18 protein-coding genes and 1 pseudogene are annotated in these 18,013 nt (G+C 38.3%); 12 read left to right on the forward strand and 7 right to left on the reverse strand.

Annotation, left to right across the window (positions count from 1 at the left end):
• Positions 1 to 108 precede the first annotated feature (108 nt).
• The 4 genes and pseudogenes from BM253_RS15840 to BM253_RS15855 all read left to right on the forward strand — a co-directional run.
• Positions 109 to 558, forward strand: a pseudogene (locus tag BM253_RS15840) (NADPH-dependent FMN reductase); the annotation flags it as partial.
• A 725-nt stretch (positions 559 to 1,283) separates the two neighbouring features.
• Positions 1,284 to 1,613, forward strand: coding sequence for an ArsR/SmtB family transcription factor (locus tag BM253_RS15845; protein ID WP_091526249.1), 330 nt, complete (start codon positions 1,284 to 1,286; stop codon positions 1,611 to 1,613).
• Between the two features lies 1 nt (position 1,614).
• Positions 1,615 to 2,079, forward strand: coding sequence for an SRPBCC family protein (locus BM253_RS15850; RefSeq protein ID WP_091526251.1), 465 nt, complete (start codon positions 1,615 to 1,617; stop codon positions 2,077 to 2,079).
• A gap of 5 nt (positions 2,080 to 2,084) precedes the next feature.
• Entirely contained in the window at positions 2,085 to 2,471 is a 387-nt protein-coding gene (locus BM253_RS15855; protein WP_091526253.1) for a DoxX family protein, read from the forward strand.
• Positions 2,472 to 2,844: 373 nt separating this feature from the next.
• Here BM253_RS15855 and BM253_RS15860 read toward each other — a convergent pair whose 3' ends face one another.
• On the reverse strand, positions 2,845 to 3,177 hold the full coding sequence (locus BM253_RS15860; RefSeq protein WP_091526255.1) for a hypothetical protein: 333 nt from the start codon (positions 3,175 to 3,177) through the stop codon (positions 2,845 to 2,847).
• A gap of 578 nt (positions 3,178 to 3,755) precedes the next feature.
• On the opposite strand from BM253_RS15860, the gene BM253_RS15865 reads away from it, so the two are divergent.
• The 3 genes from BM253_RS15865 to BM253_RS15875 all read left to right on the forward strand — a co-directional run bounded on the left by BM253_RS15865 (position 3,756) and on the right by BM253_RS15875 (position 5,948).
• Positions 3,756 to 4,343 (forward strand): Crp/Fnr family transcriptional regulator, encoded by a 588-nt coding sequence (locus BM253_RS15865; protein WP_091526257.1) that lies wholly within the window; start codon positions 3,756 to 3,758, stop codon positions 4,341 to 4,343.
• Between the two features lie 84 nt (positions 4,344 to 4,427).
• Positions 4,428 to 5,492, forward strand: a complete 1,065-nt coding sequence (locus tag BM253_RS15870) for an NADH:flavin oxidoreductase/NADH oxidase (protein WP_091526259.1) — start codon at positions 4,428 to 4,430, stop codon at positions 5,490 to 5,492.
• Positions 5,493 to 5,504: 12 nt separating this feature from the next.
• Positions 5,505 to 5,948, forward strand: coding sequence for a DMT family transporter (locus BM253_RS15875; RefSeq protein WP_091526261.1), 444 nt, complete (start codon positions 5,505 to 5,507; stop codon positions 5,946 to 5,948).
• A 462-nt stretch (positions 5,949 to 6,410) separates the two neighbouring features.
• On the opposite strand, the gene BM253_RS15880 is transcribed toward BM253_RS15875, so the two are convergent.
• Complete coding sequence (locus tag BM253_RS15880; protein WP_091526263.1) at positions 6,411 to 6,629, reverse strand: hypothetical protein; 219 nt, start codon at positions 6,627 to 6,629, stop codon at positions 6,411 to 6,413.
• 171 nt (positions 6,630 to 6,800) lie between these two features.
• On the opposite strand from BM253_RS15880, the gene BM253_RS15885 reads away from it, so the two are divergent.
• On the forward strand, positions 6,801 to 7,133 hold the full coding sequence (locus BM253_RS15885) for a hypothetical protein (protein ID WP_091526265.1): 333 nt from the start codon (positions 6,801 to 6,803) through the stop codon (positions 7,131 to 7,133).
• 277 nt (positions 7,134 to 7,410) lie between these two features.
• Here BM253_RS15885 and BM253_RS15890 read toward each other — a convergent pair whose 3' ends face one another.
• Positions 7,411 to 8,223, reverse strand: coding sequence for an anti-sigma factor (locus BM253_RS15890; RefSeq protein ID WP_091526267.1), 813 nt, complete (start codon positions 8,221 to 8,223; stop codon positions 7,411 to 7,413).
• A 2-nt stretch (positions 8,224 to 8,225) separates the two neighbouring features.
• Positions 8,226 to 8,735 carry an RNA polymerase sigma factor gene (locus tag BM253_RS15895; RefSeq protein WP_245758517.1) on the reverse strand — a complete coding sequence of 170 codons (510 nt, stop codon included), beginning with the start codon at positions 8,733 to 8,735 and terminating at the stop codon, positions 8,226 to 8,228.
• A gap of 162 nt (positions 8,736 to 8,897) precedes the next feature.
• On the opposite strand from BM253_RS15895, the gene msrB reads away from it, so the two are divergent.
• The 4 genes from msrB to BM253_RS15915 all read left to right on the forward strand — a co-directional run bounded on the left by msrB (position 8,898) and on the right by BM253_RS15915 (position 11,683).
• Positions 8,898 to 9,434 carry a peptide-methionine (R)-S-oxide reductase MsrB gene (gene msrB / locus BM253_RS15900; protein ID WP_091526269.1) on the forward strand — a complete coding sequence of 179 codons (537 nt, stop codon included), beginning with the start codon at positions 8,898 to 8,900 and terminating at the stop codon, positions 9,432 to 9,434.
• A gap of 115 nt (positions 9,435 to 9,549) precedes the next feature.
• The gene (locus BM253_RS15905) at positions 9,550 to 10,116 is read left to right on the forward strand and encodes a fasciclin domain-containing protein (RefSeq protein WP_091526271.1); all 567 of its coding nucleotides are present in this window, start codon (positions 9,550 to 9,552) and stop codon (positions 10,114 to 10,116) included.
• Between the two features lie 26 nt (positions 10,117 to 10,142).
• Complete coding sequence (locus tag BM253_RS15910; protein ID WP_091526273.1) at positions 10,143 to 10,850, forward strand: ferritin-like domain-containing protein; 708 nt, start codon at positions 10,143 to 10,145, stop codon at positions 10,848 to 10,850.
• Positions 10,851 to 10,867: 17 nt separating this feature from the next.
• Positions 10,868 to 11,683 carry a ferritin-like domain-containing protein gene (locus BM253_RS15915; RefSeq protein WP_091526274.1) on the forward strand — a complete coding sequence of 272 codons (816 nt, stop codon included), beginning with the start codon at positions 10,868 to 10,870 and terminating at the stop codon, positions 11,681 to 11,683.
• Between the two features lie 742 nt (positions 11,684 to 12,425).
• Here the strand turns inward: BM253_RS15915 and BM253_RS15920 are convergent.
• The 3 genes from BM253_RS15920 to BM253_RS15930 all read right to left on the reverse strand — a co-directional run.
• A complete protein-coding gene (locus BM253_RS15920; protein WP_091526276.1) occupies positions 12,426 to 13,046 on the reverse strand; it encodes an alpha-ketoglutarate-dependent dioxygenase AlkB family protein in 621 nt (206 codons plus the stop codon).
• Between the two features lie 1,008 nt (positions 13,047 to 14,054).
• Positions 14,055 to 17,147, reverse strand: a complete 3,093-nt coding sequence (locus BM253_RS15925) for a DNA polymerase III subunit alpha (RefSeq protein ID WP_091526278.1) — start codon at positions 17,145 to 17,147, stop codon at positions 14,055 to 14,057.
• Between the two features lie 2 nt (positions 17,148 to 17,149).
• On the reverse strand, positions 17,150 to 18,013 hold an 864-nt coding region (locus BM253_RS15930; protein WP_091526282.1), incomplete at its 5' end, for a DNA polymerase Y family protein.

The following is an 18,013-nucleotide window of genomic DNA, read 5'->3' on the forward strand; positions in this document are numbered from 1 at the left end:
GATAAGTCTAAAAGCTTTGCAGAGCGAATGGTGTACTTTGCCAGTTTTGGTTGTTAATAAATTTATGAATTTTTCAAAGAACAAATCTAAAGGCTAGGGTACCAATTTGAAATAATCACAATTGATGACTTACCACTCTACAATCAAGATTACGATGAAGCTAACGAACCAGCAACCTACGCTGTTTTCAGAAAAAAAGTTAAGAGTATGGAAGGAATTATTTTTATAACTCCAGAGCATAACAGATCTTTACCTGCTGCACTTAAAAATGCATTGGATGTAGGATCAAGACCATATGGTAAAAGTGTATGGAACAGCAAACCAGCCATGATTATTTCCTCTTCAATTAGTGGAATTAGTGGTTTTGGAGCCAATCATCATTTAAGGCAATCATTAACCTTTTTAAATATGCCTACAATGCAACAACCCGAAATATACTTAGCCAATGTACAGGATTACTTTAATGAAAAAGGTGAATTGGTTAAAGAAGATTCTGCTAAATTTCTTAAAGACGCTTTAAAATCTTATCTGAATTTTGCAGAGAAGTATTTAAAATAACGGGAATTTCCATAATAAAAATTAACTATAAATAATCAACTATTGTATAGCAGCCGGTTTAAACCAGTTACAAATTTTAAAGAACTAATACCCAGTAAAAAGCTTAATAATAAGTATTTGTAATTAAAAAAAATAATAACAGCTGTAAACAATACAATTCCTAATAAAATACTGATGCTTCGCCAATCAATATATTAATAATAAGGATGCGATACACATCACAAATACCATAATCACAACTTTATTAACTAAACTAACACTCAATTAAAACAAAAATGTTTGTGCAAATACTGAAAACATTAAGGCTGCCAATACCGTACATCGTTGGCTAATAGTAAAAATGCAGTTAGGAATTGACAAAAACCTAAAAAATTCCAATAAAAAATCTGTATGATGCAGTTCGTTAAAAAATATACCTTTATACATTTCGGGACAAAAATACGAAAACTGTTTACCTTGAATCTTGAGTAGTCCCGAAGGTATAAATATTGATCTTCCCGCAATGCGAAGCAATATCTCCACTGTTTTGATTTACAAATTTTGAGGAGCTGAAGTTTTATTTACTGTAAATAACTTTCACATTTTGGTAATTTAATTACACTGCATTACAATAAAGAAAATTTAAAAGCAGAATCTAACAAATAGCTATTGTGTAGTTAAATAACTTCATTTATATTTGTAGTTAAATAACTTCACATTAAAAGACGGAGTTGAACATATTTAAAATGAATTTAAGAAGAGACGTATTCCAAGCTATTGCAGATCCCACCCGAAGAGCTATACTTGTGCTGGTTACCTCCCAATCTATGACCGCAGGTGCTATAGCTTCGAACTTTGAGACAGCCCGACCAACGGTTTCAAAACACCTGCAGATACTTACTGAATGTGAACTGTTAAAGCAGGAACAAAACGGAAGGGAAATATACTACCACATTAATGCTGAAAAATTAAAGCAGGTAGCAGATTTTATTGAGCCTTTCCGGAAAATGTGGAATGACAGGTTTAACAAGCTGCAGGAAGTAATGCAAAACTATAAATCGCAAAATAAAAGTTAATATGGAACAGCAAACCAAGGTACATGCTGAAGACGGCAAACAGGAACTGGTTATTACAAGGGAATTTGACCTGCCTTTGGAACTACTTTTTAAAGCTTATGATGAACCTGAGCTTTTTGAACAGTGGATGGGAACAAAAGTCCTTAAGATGGAAAACAAAAAACACGGTTCTTATGCTTTTGAAACCTCATACAACGGAAATGTAGTTTTCCGTGCAAACGGAACCATACATGAATTTATTCCAAACCAGAAAATCATACGAACTTTCGAAATGGAAAACACAGCGTTTCCAGTACAACTTGAATTTCTGGAATTTGAAAAACTGACCGATGAAACAAGCCGTCTTACAATACACATTGTTTTTAGGTCTGTAGAATTTAGAAACCAGCTGCTGCAGATGCCGTTTGCACAAGGTATTAATATGGCACATAACCAGCTGCAGGAAATTGCCGGCAAATTAAAATAGTTTATATGAAAACAAAAAACATTATTTATTGGATTGCTACTATATTCCTTTGTTTGGGAATGACGGCTGGTGGTGTACAGCAGATGCTACAGATTGGCGGTTATAACGAAATTGTCACAGCACTTGGGTATCCTTTGTACGTTTTAAGTATTCTTGGTGTATGGAAGTTGTTAGGAGTCATCGTTGTTTTACTTCCGAAATGTAAACTCTTAAAAGAATGGGCTTACGCAGGGTTTTTCTTTGCCATGTCTGGGGCTTTTGTTTCTCATTTGGCGGTGGGTAAGGGATTTGCTGAGGCTATACCGTCACTGATTCTCTTGGTTGTAACCATCATTTCCTGGTATTTCAGACCACAAAATAGAAAAATTACAATTCAAAGTAAAATTCTGTAGCATTGAAACCGGTGGTCAGCCTAAAATCAGATTTGACAATCTATAAAACACCTGCATGGGAATCAACAGTTAAAAAAAAATTAAAATTATATGCACGCATATAAAATTACTATATTTGTACTTTCATAAGTGTTTTTTTTGGTTAATAAGAGGTTGCATGTTTTTACTGCAACCTCTTTTTTATTAATATATTTAGGATTACAATTAAAAATGTAAAAGCATTCAGAAACTTTTCTGTTCCTTTATTAATTTCACTTGTTATTTCCTGTTCCATGCTAAATAGTGAAAAAAAAGTGACAGAACAACACGAAATAAATTGAAACATGCTACATTTAGTAGCTTCTGTTAACATGAGAGATGTTATTTAAATAAGCTATTTTGACACCTGCATATTAATGAACGTATCTAAAAATTCTGCAAACAGCTTATCGAGTTCTTTTACCCTGTTATGCATATACTTCATAGAACGAAAATATACTACAGAATCAGCCGTGTGAATATATTTGCCTTCTACAAACATCAAAGTATCCAATGGGTATTCTTTATGTACATATTCCGCACAAAACAACTTCAATTCGTTTTTCTTTTCTATGATCTTCGTCAAACCTGTTCCACTGAAATTTTCCTGAAACTGCTGCAAAAACTTCTCAAATTCTACTACCTTACCGCATACGATCTTTTCTAATTCTGCATATATATGATCCATATTAAATTGATTTAATTTATGAATGCAACTTCTGTTTTTAAACAATTAAAAACAGAACATAAATTTACAGCTTTATACTTAGAAATCACACCATTTTAAATCATAAAAAATAACTATTGCTATTTTAAATACAAATTTCTGCTTAATTCACAATAGCAAAACTAATTGATAAAATACATCTTTTGACATGCTAGCGGAAAAACTATTGTTCTTGAGCTGTTATGAAAGTTAAAACATCAAATTATATATTACTACATTTCCTGATAATGAGATACCAAATCAAAAAGATGTTTATACCAAAATGAACTGCCTGCAAGAATGTTTATTGAAATATTAAAAGGAAGAAAAAAAATAGACACCAACTAAAAAGCTGCTGCCTATACAGGCTGTTAGACAGCCACCTAATTTGAAGCAAATATATTAAAAAATAAGAAAGTTAGTATGGCTTAGCTAAACTATTTTACGCTTGATTACCTGCACACTCAAATGAAAAGGATAAAGACTTGAATCTTTCAAAAATGTGATGTTAAGAATTCTTTTACTATTTTAGCTTTGATTATTTTTTAAGGATATTGCCGATGGAAGAAGCAAAAATTATTTTATTTTTAAAACAGCGTGTAAAAGTGACTGATGAGGAAGCCTTGCAGTTTGCTTCGTTTTTCCGGGAAAAAACGCTGCGTAAAAAGCAACTGATCGTGCAGCCGGGCTTTGTAGCACAACACCGTTTTTATGTAACCGAAGGTGCCCTACGTTCGTTTATTACAAACCCGTTAGGCAATGAAACAACCATTGCGCTGGCTGCTGCCGATTGGTGGATTACCGATTACAACAGCTACATTTACCAACAGCCGGCTACCTTATTTGTAGAAGCCGTTACAAAGTCGACAGTTTTACAGCTTAGCTTTGAAGATGAAGCAATCCTTAAGAACATGAACCCGAAATTCGAAATGTTTTTCAGAATCATTGCCGAACGCGGGTTAGCCGCGCAGCAACGCAGACTAATTACCAACCTTACACAATCTGCCGAAGAGCGCTATGTAAGCTTTGCGGCAGCCTATCCGCAGTTCGTAAACCTTATACCGCAATATATCATCGCCTCATTTCTTGGAATGTCAACCGAATTTCTTTCTAAGATCAGGAACAAGAAAGTTTCCCGTAAACCTTGAACTACTTCAACCTGATTTTTTAAACTGGTTCATTTTATTTCTTTGCGCTGCCACCGAACTTTGTATCAACAAAAAGATAAAAAGATGAGCGCATTATTTACACCGTTCCAGATACGGTCTATGGAACTTAAAAACAGGATCGTAGTTTCGCCCATGCAGCAATACAGTGCCCAAAATGGTATTCCGGGTGCATGGCATCTTGTGCATTTAGGCAGCCGAGCAGTTGGCGGTGCCGGACTGCTAATTACCGAATGCACAGCCGTTTCAGCAGAAGGTTTATGTACACTTTACGATACAGGTATATGGAACGAAGTACAGACAGAAGCGTGGAAACCCATAGTAAATTTTGTTCACGATCAAGGAGCAAAAATTGCCGTACAGCTTTGGCACGCCGGGGGAAAAGGAAGTACCACGCATCCTAAAGACGGTATGAAACCGCTGGCGCCTGCACAGGGCGGATGGATTGCCAAAAGTGCTTCTGCCACACCTATTAACCAGCACCTTCCGGTAGAAATGACTATTGATGAAATTAAGCAGACACAAGAGGACTTTGCTTACGCTGCAAAAAATGCCGTAAAAGCCGGATTTGATGCGATAGAACTACATGCGGCACACGGCTATCTGATTCATCAGTTCTATTCTGAAATGATCAATAAAAGAACTGATGACTACGGAGGAAGTTTTGAAAACAGGATTCGTTTTCTTACTGAAATAGTGCAACAGTTACGAAGTGTTATTCCTAAAGAAATGCCTTTAATGCTAAGGCTTTCGGCAGTAGATTATGACGGAGGTACCCATGGGTGGAAATTGGAAGACAGCGTTAAACTTGCTGCTATTTTAAAAGGTATGGGTGTAGATTTTATAACAGCTTCCGGTGGTGGTTTTGTGCAGGTAGATCAAACAATAGTGAAACCCAATTACCAACTTTCGTTTGCAACAGCCATTAAAAATAAAACTGATCTGCCTACGGGAGCCGTAGGTATGATTACCGACGCACAACAGGCTGATGAAATAATTAAAGACCGTAAAGCAGACCTGGTTGTTATTGCCCGTGAACATTTACGGGATCCGTATTTTGCGCTACATGCAGCAATTGAACTTAATGAAACAGCCGATATTCCATGGCAATATGAAAGAGGATTCAACTAAATACAATTAATTATGGATAAAACTATTTGGATTATAATGGCAGCAGCTGCAGGAGCAGGACTGCCGATTCAGGCCGCATTAAACAGCAAACTGGCAAAGACGGGCGGAAGTCCGCTGCATGCCGCAATGATTTCGTTTACGGTAGGCGTGCTTGCGCTGATACTTTTTATTTTATTTACATCACAGAACGTTTCTTGGAAAGATTTAAAAAACGCACCAGTCTATTCTTGGTTAGGGGGCATACTGGGTGCATTTTATGTTTCGGTTATTATTTATTCTTTTCCGCGAATTGGTCCCGGTCTGGCATTTGGCCTGATCATCGCCGGACAACTTGGAATTTCGATGCTTTTGGAACATTATCAGATTCTTGGTGCCAAACACCACCCTATAAGCTACGGAAGAATTGGCGGGCTGACGCTTATAATATTAGGTGTTTACATAACTAAAAGATTTTAGCAATGTGCTGACTTTTATTTTTTTATAAAGTGGTTGTGCTCATCAGGTTTATTATACTATGTTGAAAGCACCGGTTACATAAAGCATAACCACTTCACAAACTACGCTGTCTTTATTTTTAAAGATAGTAGGTTTTATAATTTTAGAACTAAAAAAAAGTTCCAATCTGAAAACCAGACCGGAACTAAAAAATCAATTGCTATTCTATAACCAGATAATTTAATATTTCTAAATGTATTGCGCTATAGTTATTATTACGCTTGCCATTCTTTTTGTGTAATCCATATCATTATTCTGAGTATTCACTTTCATGACCTGAATATCTACAGTACAAGAATTTTTACAAAAAACGACAAATCCTATTTAAAAAAGCTTAATAATTTCCTTGACAGCTATTTTATAATTCATTTACAAGTCATTCAACTTCTACCTGGTTTTAAAATATTAAAGCATATTACAGCACTACTTTTTAGCTGTAACATCAACAAATTCTGATTTTAGTGCTGCTGCAAATTTATCCTCTTTTGCTGCTACAATAGAAAATTCAAAAACGGGTCTTCCCCCAATTCCTTCGTAATTTGTGATCTGGGTTGCACCGAACCTTTCTGCAGTATTCAGTAAACCATCAATACCTTTTTTATTGTTTAGTGTAACCACAACTTTAGATAATTCTTCGTTCATAACTCAATTTGTTTTATTCCTTAGTCTAAATTTACAACTTTAACCTTATTTAAAGTACATCCGTATCAGCATCGTTTTATTAAGGGGTAAGATATTTCTTGTTGTAATGATAACAATGTAGTCACATAGCATCTATTTTAAATCTATATCATTGCGGTTTATTTAACTTTAATGAAATTAAACCATTACGTAAGTCATTTTACCTTGAAAGACAGTGTGCAGTCTTTTGCAGCAGCAAGCCACCTTTGGCATTTATCGCATATTTTCAAAATGCTTGACTTCAGAATAAACGATGAATACAGAAATTCATTGGTAGGTAAAGGATCTTTCAGATCAGCATTACAACCATCGGTTGATAATAGATTTGGTATAATTGTTTCTGATAGTGACCAGATAAGAGCGCAGAAACTTACAGAATTAATCAGTTTTGTATTATACGACCGCTACCCCAATATTAAAATTAGCTTTAAATATTTAGAACAAAATACCTTGTTAAGCTTTTAACAAAAAAAAATGCCCCCATTATGAAGCATAAAAAATCAAAGATATAACTGATAGTTTTAAATAACTAAAGGCATCAATACAGTTTTAAAACATTGATGCCCCTAATTACTAAAATAAAAAAGATTTATATTCAAAGATACTAACTACCCGGTAAAAAGGCAGTTAAAGAAATTATAAAAGAAATTGTTGAGAATATATTATTTACACGTACTGCGCCAGCAATTATTTATTTCTGCAGACAAATTAGGCAAGGTAACCTGATTAATGTTAAACTAACTTACACCCCACCAATAACGTACATGTTTTGCAAAGTAGGTGATTCTACACCACCCGCTTTTTCAAGAGTTATGGCAAAATTCTGCGCAGACTGTATGGTTGAAAGCACTATTTCGGTATCTTTCTCGGGAGAATACATACCTGCACTGACCGGTTTACCATTTTCTATAGCCCACAACTGATACTGCATTCCCTTAGGTGGCTGCGGTAGGTTTACAGAATGTAAGTATACGTTTTTTGTAGACTTATCCCAAAAAACAATAGCTTTGGATCCGGGATGCTTTTCTACTCCGTTTAACTGTATGGTTTGAATATCAGAATTTGATGCCAGTGCCCATTTTTTTTGAACCTGCTCTAATTTACTTCCTTGATCTGACAATTGTACTGCAAGAAGATTTAGTTCGCTACGTGTATGGATTTGCTGTTGCCACCAAAAAATATTTGACGCCAAACCAACCACAAAAAGTACAGATGCCGCAACAGCCCATTTTTTCCACTTACCAGGACTTGCTTTAGCAAGGAGTTGTTTGACTTCGACAGACTTTTGTTGGGAAGAATTAATGTTTGAAACCAAAGGTTCAGATGCAGTCTGCTGTTTAATTTTATCCCATACCTTTGCCTTTAAGTCAACGGGCGGAGCTACGGCCTGGGCAGCAGCAAGTTCTTCCATTATCCTTTGAGCTTCTAAATATGCAGCCTTAACCTCTGCATTATTTTTCATAATACATTCGAAAATAGCCGCTTCCTCCCCGGTAGCAATACCAAGTACATAAGATTCTATTATTCCTGACGATATGTATTCTTTCGTGTTCACTTTTATTGATATTCTTTTAGTAAATCTCTTAATTTTAACAAAGCACTCCTCATTTTTGTCTTTACGGTACCAATGGGGATCTTTAATTTTTCTGAAATTTCAACTTGTGTATATCCCTGATAATATGCCAGTACGATAAGCTGCCTTTTATCGGTTTCGAGCTTATCGAGCACCTTTGAAAAACCGATAAAATCTGATTCGTTTATTTGCGATTCCTCCTTTATAGTATATACGAAATCTGAAACAGACTGGTTTTTTAGCTGGTTTTGAAAGGATTTTGATTTAAGGTAATCTATGGCGGTATTGCGAGCGATATTGATCATCCATGTGTAAAGGCGACCTTTGGATTCATCATATTGCGTTATGCCGTTCCATATTTTCACAAAAACATCCTGAATAACTTCTTCGGTATATTCTTTAGAAGATACAATGCGCAAAACCACACCGTACAATGCACCGCTATAGTGATCGTACAGGTAGTTGAAAGCTGTTTCGTTTTTCTGATTCAACAAAACGATAAGATCTTCTTCTGAATAAACTGTTTTGATAGCCTTTCTTTTTGTTTATAAAAGTAAACATTTTATGTTAACCCCAACATCTGCATCTTAAAATATATCGTAAATAATAGTAAAAGTTTGAAAATTCATCCATCACATCACTAAATACTGAAAATTATGAAAAAAACCATTAATATAGCCCTAACCTGTTTATGCTTTCTTTTTTTTATACAACCAGCTATAGCTCAACCAAATCAGTTTAAAGCAGACAATCCCTATTATTCGCGAACAGACACCAAAGCTTTAAACGTATCTAATGAAATATGGAAAAAAATACTTTCTAAAGAACTGTATAAGGTAGCACGCGAAGGCGCAACCGAACAGGCGTTCACAGGATCGTTATACCGGAATGAAACCAAGGGTACCTACTACTGTGCGGTATGTGGCAACGGTCTGTTTTTATCGACAGCAAAATTTGCATCTGCGTGTGGCTGGCCGTCTTTTTACGAACCATTGCGGGCTAAAAGCGTGCTCTATAAAAAAGATTCTTCGCATAACATGGTACGGACCGAAGTAGTTTGCGGAAGATGCGGATCGCATCTTGGGCATATTTTTGACGACGGACCGGAACCTACCGGGAAGAGATTCTGCATGAATTCTGTAAGTCTTGATTTTGAACCTTCGGTAACACCAAAGAAAATAGGCTCTTTTTAACTAAAAATAAAAATTTATTAAAAAAACTAAAAATTTTACGATTAATTTAAATCCAAAAAAAAAGTATCATCGTAAATGAATCTATAAACAATTAACAATTTTAAAAAAAATAGACATGAAAATTAAAACAACAATTGCAGCATTTGTTTTAGCAGCTTTAACATTTGCCTTCACTGAAACGGCATCTGCCCAAACAAAGGAAAAAACGGTCATGGTAGGTGGTGCACCTATGTACCCTTCTAAAAACATCATTGAAAATGCCGTTAACTCTAGAGACCATAAAACGCTGATAGCAGCAGTTAAGGCGGCGGGACTGGTAGAAACACTGCAAGGTAAAGGTCCGTTTACCGTGTTTGCGCCAACCGACAAAGCTTTTGCAAAACTACCTAAAGGTACCGTTGAAGAATTGGTAAAACCTGAAAGCAAGGCGATGCTGACCAAAATACTTACTTACCACGTGCTTGCGGGCAACTACAGTACAAAGGACGTTTGGGATGCTGTTAAAGCCGGAAAAGGTAAAGCAACAATGGCTACCATAGCAGGTGCACCGCTTACCTTCTGGACGAAAGGAGACGATTTATATGTAACCGACGTAAAAGGCACTAGTGCAAAAGTAACCATTGCCGATGTAAACCAGTCGAACGGAGTAATTCACGTTATTGATACCGTTTTAATGCCGTAAACCAATATCTATAAAATTTAAGCATTATGAAAAAAGGAATTATCAGTGTATCCAACGCGCAAACCACGCTGGATACCGGAAGAAGAGATTTTCTAAAGCTGAGCGGTGTGACACTCGCCCTTGCAGGACTTACATTGGTTGGTTGTGAAGACGAACCTATTATGCAACATTCCGATGTCTTTGATTTAGGTAAAGGCGACGTAGGTATATTGAATTATGCCTATGCACTGGAACAGTTGGAAGCAGATTTTTATACAAAGGTGGTAAACAATTTTTATTCGGGTATTTCTACCAAAGAAAGAGAACTATTTACCGACTTGTACCACCACGAAGTAATCCACAGAGATTTTTTTAAGGCAGCAATAAGCGGTGCTACTACAAATGTATTACCGGCACTTGAATTCCACTATCCGAATGTAAACTTCAATGACCGCAATTCGGTACTTGCTACTGCAAAGGCTTTGGAAGATACCGGTGTTGCAGCATACAACGGCGCAGGAAAATATATTGCGAATCCGGATTATCTGGTTATAGCCGGAAAGATCGTTTCGGTTGAAGCACGCCATGCAGCTGCTATACGCGACCTGATCAATCCCGGATCGGCTGATTTTTCAGGAGACGACGTAATTGATGCCAACGGTTTGGATCTGGCTAAAGAACCCAAAGAAATAGCAGCTACTGCCGCAGGTTTCATTAAAACACCTTTCACATGGAAGGAACTTGGTATTCAATAATTTAAAGACATTATAATATGAATTTACTTAAGATATTAGAAAAGCTTTCTGACGATAAATTTTATAGCAAGGAAGCAACAAGGTTGGACGCGCTAACAGGTGTTACCCATTTTGGAACCAAGGCAGCCATAGCAGCAATTCCCTTAGGGCTGGGTAGTTTACTTTCTACAAAAGCCAATGCCGGAACGAACAAAGTATTGGGCAATACTGTGCTAGATACAGGTGCACTTACAGATGCACTGCAGCTTGCCCTTACACTGGAATATCTGGAAGACGAGTATTACCGAATGGGCTTGAGTGCCGGCGGGCTGATACCGTCTGCAGACCGAACGGTATTTATGCAGATTGCAAAGCACGAAACTGCCCATGTAGCTTTTTTAAAGGCCGCTTTAACATCGCTTGGTGAAACGCCGGTGGCAAAACCAACATTTGATTTTACGGCAGGAAATAATTTTACTCCTTTTAGCGATTACAACCAGTTCCTGATACTGGCACAGGCATTTGAAGACACAGGTGTACGTGCCTACAAAGGTCAGGCAGGGAACGTAATGGGCAACAGACAGATATTACAGGCTGCTTTGCAGATACATTCGGTTGAGGCAAGACACGCATCGCAAGTTCGAAGAATACGCAGCAACAAAGGCTGGATTGAATTGGACAATGGCGGAAATATGCCGGCTGCAACAAACGCCGTTTATGCCGGTGAAGAAAATGTGAACCAGGCAGGGTTCAATACTGCAAATGCATTCGGTGCGGCAGCAGGATCGGCTGCATACGATGAGATTCTAAGCGGATCTGACGCAGCTGCTATTGCAGGGCTATTCATTGTTTAGTATATATAAATATTAAAATATCTTTCATAATTTTTTTTGGTTTATGGTGAGGATTGAAGATTGCGGTACTGAATATAAGGATATAATAATTGGGTAAGCAGCTTTTAAGTTGGTTCTATCTTTAGATATTGTACAGCACTTTAATCGTGAGACACGCTGCAAATGCAGCGTGTCTTTTTATTGAAAAAGACGTAAAAGTTTTATGTTGCTTTAAGTATTGTTTACATATACCAGCCATTATTTTTAGAGAATATAATTGCCGAACTATTTTAACTGTTTTTGATTTATGTGAGGATATAGAAGTTCAGTACAATTGCCAAGATTTTTAACAAAAAGAGCTATAGATGTTGAATTAATTGTTTATTATTAAAAACTAAGTGCTGTTAAAACTTCGTTAATAAACAACTTCGGTAGTTATTGAAGATCTACGCCGAATGTGCTAAACACCTAGCACAATGAAAATTATACGTCAATTTTTTTGCAGATATTTCAATTAAACAGCGTATGACGTTCTGAATGACAGGGTAATAAACATTAAAAAGCAGAGGTTAATGGAAGACAAATGTATTTTTAATTTAATATGAGATTATGAAACAGGTTAACAATAACAAGATACTTTGAAAATCTTTTTGAGAATTATTAATTAATTAAACGAACATTTTTGATGAAAATCCGAACATAATTGGTGATTACAATATACGTTGTAATATGTACTGGTATATTGTTGTAAATAATTTTTATTTTACCTGATGACCCTGCGAAAGGTAAGATTGATTCTGGGTAATACCTCTTTAGTGGTTTTAGGAACTGAGTGTTCCCAGAAACTGTTGGTTTTGCCTGCCATTATCAGGAACGAGCCGTGATACAACGGTATATCAACCTGAGGCACCTCTTTCCTAAATTTATGCCTTAAGCGGAACATGCGTGTTTCGCCGAAAGTTACCGATGCGATGATTGGATTGCTACCCGACCTATCGATCTTATCGCTGTGCCATGATACACTGTCGTTGCCGTTGCGGTACAGGTTTAAAAGCACGGCATTGAACTTTAAGTTGGTCTGCGTTTCTACCCGCTCGCGGATTTCATGTAGGTCAGCAGTAAATTCGGGTGCATTACCCGAGGGTATATTCACTTCTTTATCCTGATGCCAAGAAATCATGCGCGGAGCGGTTACTATTTTATCGTACATTGGCATTTCATATTCACGCCATGGGGTTGCGGTTAATAACTTATCATAAAAATTGTCGGATTCTTCCTTGCTGAAGAAATTATCAATCAGCATTACATCGCCATCTGGAAGGTCGAATTCCTTATTGCCTCTTGTACCCGTTGTAAAGAGTTCGGTATCGTTAAAAAGCTTCATATATTTTTCTTATTGTTCCTATATTTTGATCCATTTTGGAAATAAATCTGATTAGCCTTGCTTGGGTATTTTTCTTAATATTTTAATGTTCTGGTTGATTACTATGTTCGAACTGACGAAGGTATGGGGTGGTAGAAATATTTGGCTTTTAGATCTCCATTGTTAGTAATTGAAATATTTCGGTTTTCTTATACTTTTACGTGCTTTGTATTATTTTAGTAATATTAAATTCCCTATACTCTCTTCTTGTGAGACCCCTTGTCAAGCAAGGGGTGACAGCAAACTGTTATTTTTAGTTTGGATGTATTGGTTCTCGACGGGGCTAGAACTGACGTGGATTGTAAGTTTTAGAAATATCTAGCTTGAGATCTCCTTTGTTAGTAATAGATGTATTTCGGCTTCCTCATACTTTTTAGAGATAAAAAGTATCAAAAATCTTTTTTGGCGGCGACCTTTTAAACGGTCGAATTGAACTTTTGAACCTACCTGATCGCAGTTCGTCAGGCTCACTGACCGCACGATCACCTTACGCTTCATTCAGTTATTCGACACGCTATTAAAAGCTCATACCCCATTTGATTCGTGTGGGTTGATTTATTATGTTTTCATTTTCACTGGGATATTATGACGAGATAGCTGGTTCTTGACTATCGCTTGAACTGACGGCAGTACGATACTTCAACGAGCTCAGCAACCACAAACTCACTGAACAAGATTTGGAGTGGTAGAAATATGTGTCTTCAAAATATCTATATCAGTAGCAGATACACTTCGGTTTTTCTCTTCTTTTAATAGACTAAAAGAAGCAAAAGTCTTTTCTTTTTGGTCTTGCCTCAGTTCAAAAACGGTTGAACTTTTCCTTGTTCACTATCTGATCGAAACGTCGCTCCGCTCCCCCATCATCTTACGCTCTCTTCGTCGGTTCAACTATTGTTTTCTCACTAATGGCGCTTTGATTCGCAATACATATAATAATTTGTTTTTGATATTTACTGTTTTTGTTCTCGATTACTGTTTGTTATTCATTACATCTTTAAAGTTGTACTGCTCATTGATCTTACGTCGTGGTAAACCTATCTCATGTTCCTGCGGGTAAGGTTTACGCTGGGTCATGGAAACATCTTCCTTTATCTGACGATGGACATCGAATTCGCGCTGTTTGTCGTGCGAATAACGCGGATCGGGGATGAACGGCATTTTTGCCATTTTAAGTATTGTTATTGTAGGAAAATGATAATCCACCTCTACCCTGCCTAGCAACAGGTAACACCCCCCTCCCTGAAACGGATATTGCTCCAGACAATCTGGAAAATGTGCCGTATCGAAATAATTTCCCTCCACATCGATCCATGTACCAAAGAACATAGCCCCTTTTTTTGTGGGTACATGTTTGCGGGAAATAAGGTACGCCAGCATCTTTACTTCGCCTTTGTGATGGTGTATCAGATCTTTAGCCATCACTTCACCCCTATGCTTTGTCTGCAGCAGATCGAAAGGTGTGCAGGATACCGTAAAACCGATCAATTCGATTTCATCAAATGCATCTTCAAAACGAGACCTTGACAACTCCGGCAGTTTAAACTCTTTTGCAGGCTCTTCCAACAGCATCAAGCTGCGGTTTTGGGGTTTAAAGTTTACCAAAAGCAAACGTGCCTGTACCAGCAGCTCGTTTTTATTCTTTCCCGTGAAACGGAACGCACCAATAAAGATAAGTATCTGTACTGCTTCGATACCTATAGGAATACGCTTAACAAAATCTTCAAGTGAAGTGAACGCTCCATTTTTTCTACGCTCACCAGGTATATTTTCTGCCAACTTTGCTTCCAATCCCTGAAGGTGCATAAATCCCAGATACACATTGTTACCGTAAAGCGTGGTGTGGTATTCGCTGTTATTGACACAGGGGTTTAAAATTACGGCACCCGACATTCGTGCTTCGTGCACATAGACCTCGGTACGGTAAAAGCCCCCCATATTGTTGATGACTGCCACCATGAATTCCAAAGGGTAATATACCTTGAGGTAAAGGCTTTGGTAACTTTCTACAGCATAGGAAGCCGAATGCGCCTTGCAAAACGAATAGCCTGCAAAGGATTCGATCTGACGGTACACTTCGCGGCTTAATGCTTCGCTATGCCCTTTTTTAGCACAGGCGGCAAAGAAATTATCTTTTACCTTCTGTAATGCTGCCAGCGAACGCCCCTTGCCGCTCATTGCCCTGCGCAGGATGTCTCCGTCTGCAGCTGTGAGTCCGCCGAAATGCATGGCGATCTTAATGACGTCTTCCTGATACACCATAATGCCGTAGGTATCACCCAGGTGTTCCTGAAATACCTCATGAAAATATTCGAACTGATCGGGGTAGTTGTGCCGGAAGATGTACTCCTTCATCATACCCGACTGCGCCACACCCGGACGGATGATGGATGATGCCGCCACCAGCGTTTTATAATTGTCGCACTTAAGCCTTCTGAGCAATCCGCGCATGGCGGGAGATTCAATATAGAAACAGCCGATGGTTTGTCCGCGGCTAAGGAATTCATTACACTGCTTCTCATTTTTAGAAATAGACGTATCCCGGATATCTACCGTAATGCCCTGGTTTTGTTCGATTAGCTTTACCGCATCGTTGATGCTACCGATGCCCCTTTGGCTTAAAATATCGAATTTTTCGAAACCGATGTCTTCGGCAATGTGCATATCGAACTGAACGATGGGAAAACCTTTGGGCGGCATTTCGAGTGCGGTGTAGTTGGTAATGGGTTCTTCGGAAATAATGATACCGCAAGAATGCATGCTGCGCTGGTTGGGATATTTTTCCAACATTTTTCCGTATTTGTGCACCAGTTTCACCACCGAATTATCATCGTGCCGTTCCATTGGATTCTTTGCAAGTGCATCAAGTTCCTCTTTTGGGAGTCCGAACACTTTACCTACTTCACGGAAAATAGAACGGTATTTGAATTCTACGTTGGTACCGCAAAAGGCTACGTGGTCTTTACCGTAACGGTTGAAAATATATTCCAAGATGGTATTACGGTCCTGCCAGCTCCAATCGATATCAAAATCGGGAGGGGTTTTACGGTTCAGGTTAAGGAACCTTTCAAAATAAAGATCCAGCTCTATAGGACAGATGTCTGTAATACCCAGACAATAGGCAATGATGCTGTTGGCACCACTGCCACGGCCGATATGCATCAATCCCAAACTGGTACTATAACGGACAATATCCCATGTGATGAGGAAATAACCGCTGAAATCTAATTGATCTATCACTTTCAATTCTTTATACACCCGCTGAAAGGCTACCTCATCATCTTCTTTATACCTTTTTTTGAAACCGCTCGTTGCCAGTTCCGTTAAAAGCTCAATGTCACTTTCTTTACTTCCAGTAAAGTGTTTCCTGTTTTTAGTGGAATCAAATTCAAATTCAAAAAGACAATCTTCCAAGATTTTTTTGGTGTTGGCAATAATTTCAGGATGATTTTCATACATGCTTAAAAGATCACCTACAGGCAGCATGGTTTCGCTTATGCTGCAAAAATCATCTTCGGACAGTTTAGATAATACAACATTCTGATCAATTGCCCGTAAGATCCTGTGCAGATTGTGTTCGTTTTTTCCGGAAACGGTCACCGGACTCCAAATAACCATTTTGGGAAGGTATTCCTGCCACTCTTTCTGAATGAGAAAATTCAATTGTTCGGGTCTGACCCCTATAAACTCATTTTGACTGAGTGTCTTCGGGCGGTTTGAAAAAGGATAAATAACATATACATTTTCAAATTCCGGTGCTTTTAACGGCAGTTGAGCCCCATCGCAGTTGCGTGCGGTAAGCAGCCTGCACATTTCGGCAATGCCTGCATTGTTTTTTGCCAGCCCGATATAGAGCAAACGATTATCTGATCGGAATTCTATTCCTACAACGGGCTTGATATCTGCCTGTTTACATGCTTTTACAAAATCGTAAATTCCGGTTACCGTATTGATATCGGTAAGCGCAAGCACCTTTACATCACAGGCTTGAGCCTGAGAAACGAGATCGTTTACCGAAAGAGTCCCGTACCTGAGGCTGTGATAGGAATGACAGTTTATATACATGATTACCTGTTTTCTTTAGCGTTAAAATTAAAACCGGCGGCACGCCCTACCTTATCGTATCCGAACCTGTTCTTGATGCGGTCCATTGCCTGATAAAGAGCCGCCATTTCCTGCGTGTCTTCAAACAGGTTGATCTGCAGGTTTCCGCGTACCAGTCCCGTAAAACGGATACCGATGAGGCGGATGCGCATGCGGCGGCTGTACAGCCTGTTAAAGAGTTCACGTACTGTTTTTGTAAGTATGTTGTCTGCTGAAGTGTATGCAATTTTTGCCTGTTTTGTTTCGGTATTGAAATTGGCATAACGGATTTTTACCACTACGGTAGAAACCAGCCATTGTTCGCAGCGCAGCTGATAAGCCAGTTTTTCTACCATACCGCTGATGAGCGCGTGGAGCATGTTCAGGTCGATGGTATCCTGATCGAATGTATGTTCGGCAGATACCGACTTACGTTCGGTATAAGGCTCTACTTGTGAGAAATCGATGCCGTTTGCCTTTTTCCACAAATCGATGCCGTTTTTACCGATCATCTGCTGCAGTACCTCCACAGGCATTTCTGCCAGGGTGTGTATCTGGCGCACACCTATTCTTGAAAGCATCTGGAAGGTAGCATCGCCCAGCATGGGTATTTTTTTTATGGACAGCGGATTGAGAAACGGACGGACGCCGTTAGAAGCTATTTCTCTTTTACCGGCAGGCTTGGATTCGCCCGTACCTATTTTCGCCACCGTTTTATTTACTGATAAGGCAAAAGAAACGGGAAGCCCCGTATGGCGGGTTACCGACTGCATGAGTTCCTGCGTCCACTGATAAGCACCGAAAAACCTGTCGATCCCTGTAATATCCAGGTAATGCTCGTCTATGCT

The organism is Paenimyroides ummariense (genome assembly GCF_900115115.1).
In the GTDB taxonomy this organism is placed as follows: Bacteria; Bacteroidota; Bacteroidia; order Flavobacteriales; family Flavobacteriaceae; genus Flavobacterium; species Flavobacterium ummariense.

Coding starts and splice junctions, on each gene's coding strand:
- BM253_RS15870 (WP_091526259.1), top strand. CDS start 4,428: ATGAGCGCATTATTTACACCGTTCCAGATACGGTCTATGGAACTTAAA.
- BM253_RS15880 (WP_091526263.1), bottom strand. CDS start 6,629: ATGAACGAAGAATTATCTAAAGTTGTGGTTACACTAAACAATAAAAAA.
- BM253_RS15920 (WP_091526276.1), bottom strand. CDS start 13,046: ATGAAGCTTTTTAACGATACCGAACTCTTTACAACGGGTACAAGAGGC.
- BM253_RS15855 (WP_091526253.1), top strand. CDS start 2,085: ATGAAAACAAAAAACATTATTTATTGGATTGCTACTATATTCCTTTGT.
- msrB (WP_091526269.1), top strand. CDS start 8,898: ATGAAAAAAACCATTAATATAGCCCTAACCTGTTTATGCTTTCTTTTT.
- BM253_RS15910 (WP_091526273.1), top strand. CDS start 10,143: ATGAAAAAAGGAATTATCAGTGTATCCAACGCGCAAACCACGCTGGAT.
- BM253_RS15865 (WP_091526257.1), top strand. CDS start 3,756: ATGGAAGAAGCAAAAATTATTTTATTTTTAAAACAGCGTGTAAAAGTG.
- BM253_RS15850 (WP_091526251.1), top strand. CDS start 1,615: ATGGAACAGCAAACCAAGGTACATGCTGAAGACGGCAAACAGGAACTG.
- BM253_RS15860 (WP_091526255.1), bottom strand. CDS start 3,177: ATGGATCATATATATGCAGAATTAGAAAAGATCGTATGCGGTAAGGTA.
- BM253_RS15925 (WP_091526278.1), bottom strand. CDS start 17,147: ATGTATATAAACTGTCATTCCTATCACAGCCTCAGGTACGGGACTCTT.
- BM253_RS15905 (WP_091526271.1), top strand. CDS start 9,550: ATGAAAATTAAAACAACAATTGCAGCATTTGTTTTAGCAGCTTTAACA.
- BM253_RS15885 (WP_091526265.1), top strand. CDS start 6,801: ATGAAATTAAACCATTACGTAAGTCATTTTACCTTGAAAGACAGTGTG.
- BM253_RS15915 (WP_091526274.1), top strand. CDS start 10,868: ATGAATTTACTTAAGATATTAGAAAAGCTTTCTGACGATAAATTTTAT.
- BM253_RS15875 (WP_091526261.1), top strand. CDS start 5,505: ATGGATAAAACTATTTGGATTATAATGGCAGCAGCTGCAGGAGCAGGA.
- BM253_RS15845 (WP_091526249.1), top strand. CDS start 1,284: ATGAATTTAAGAAGAGACGTATTCCAAGCTATTGCAGATCCCACCCGA.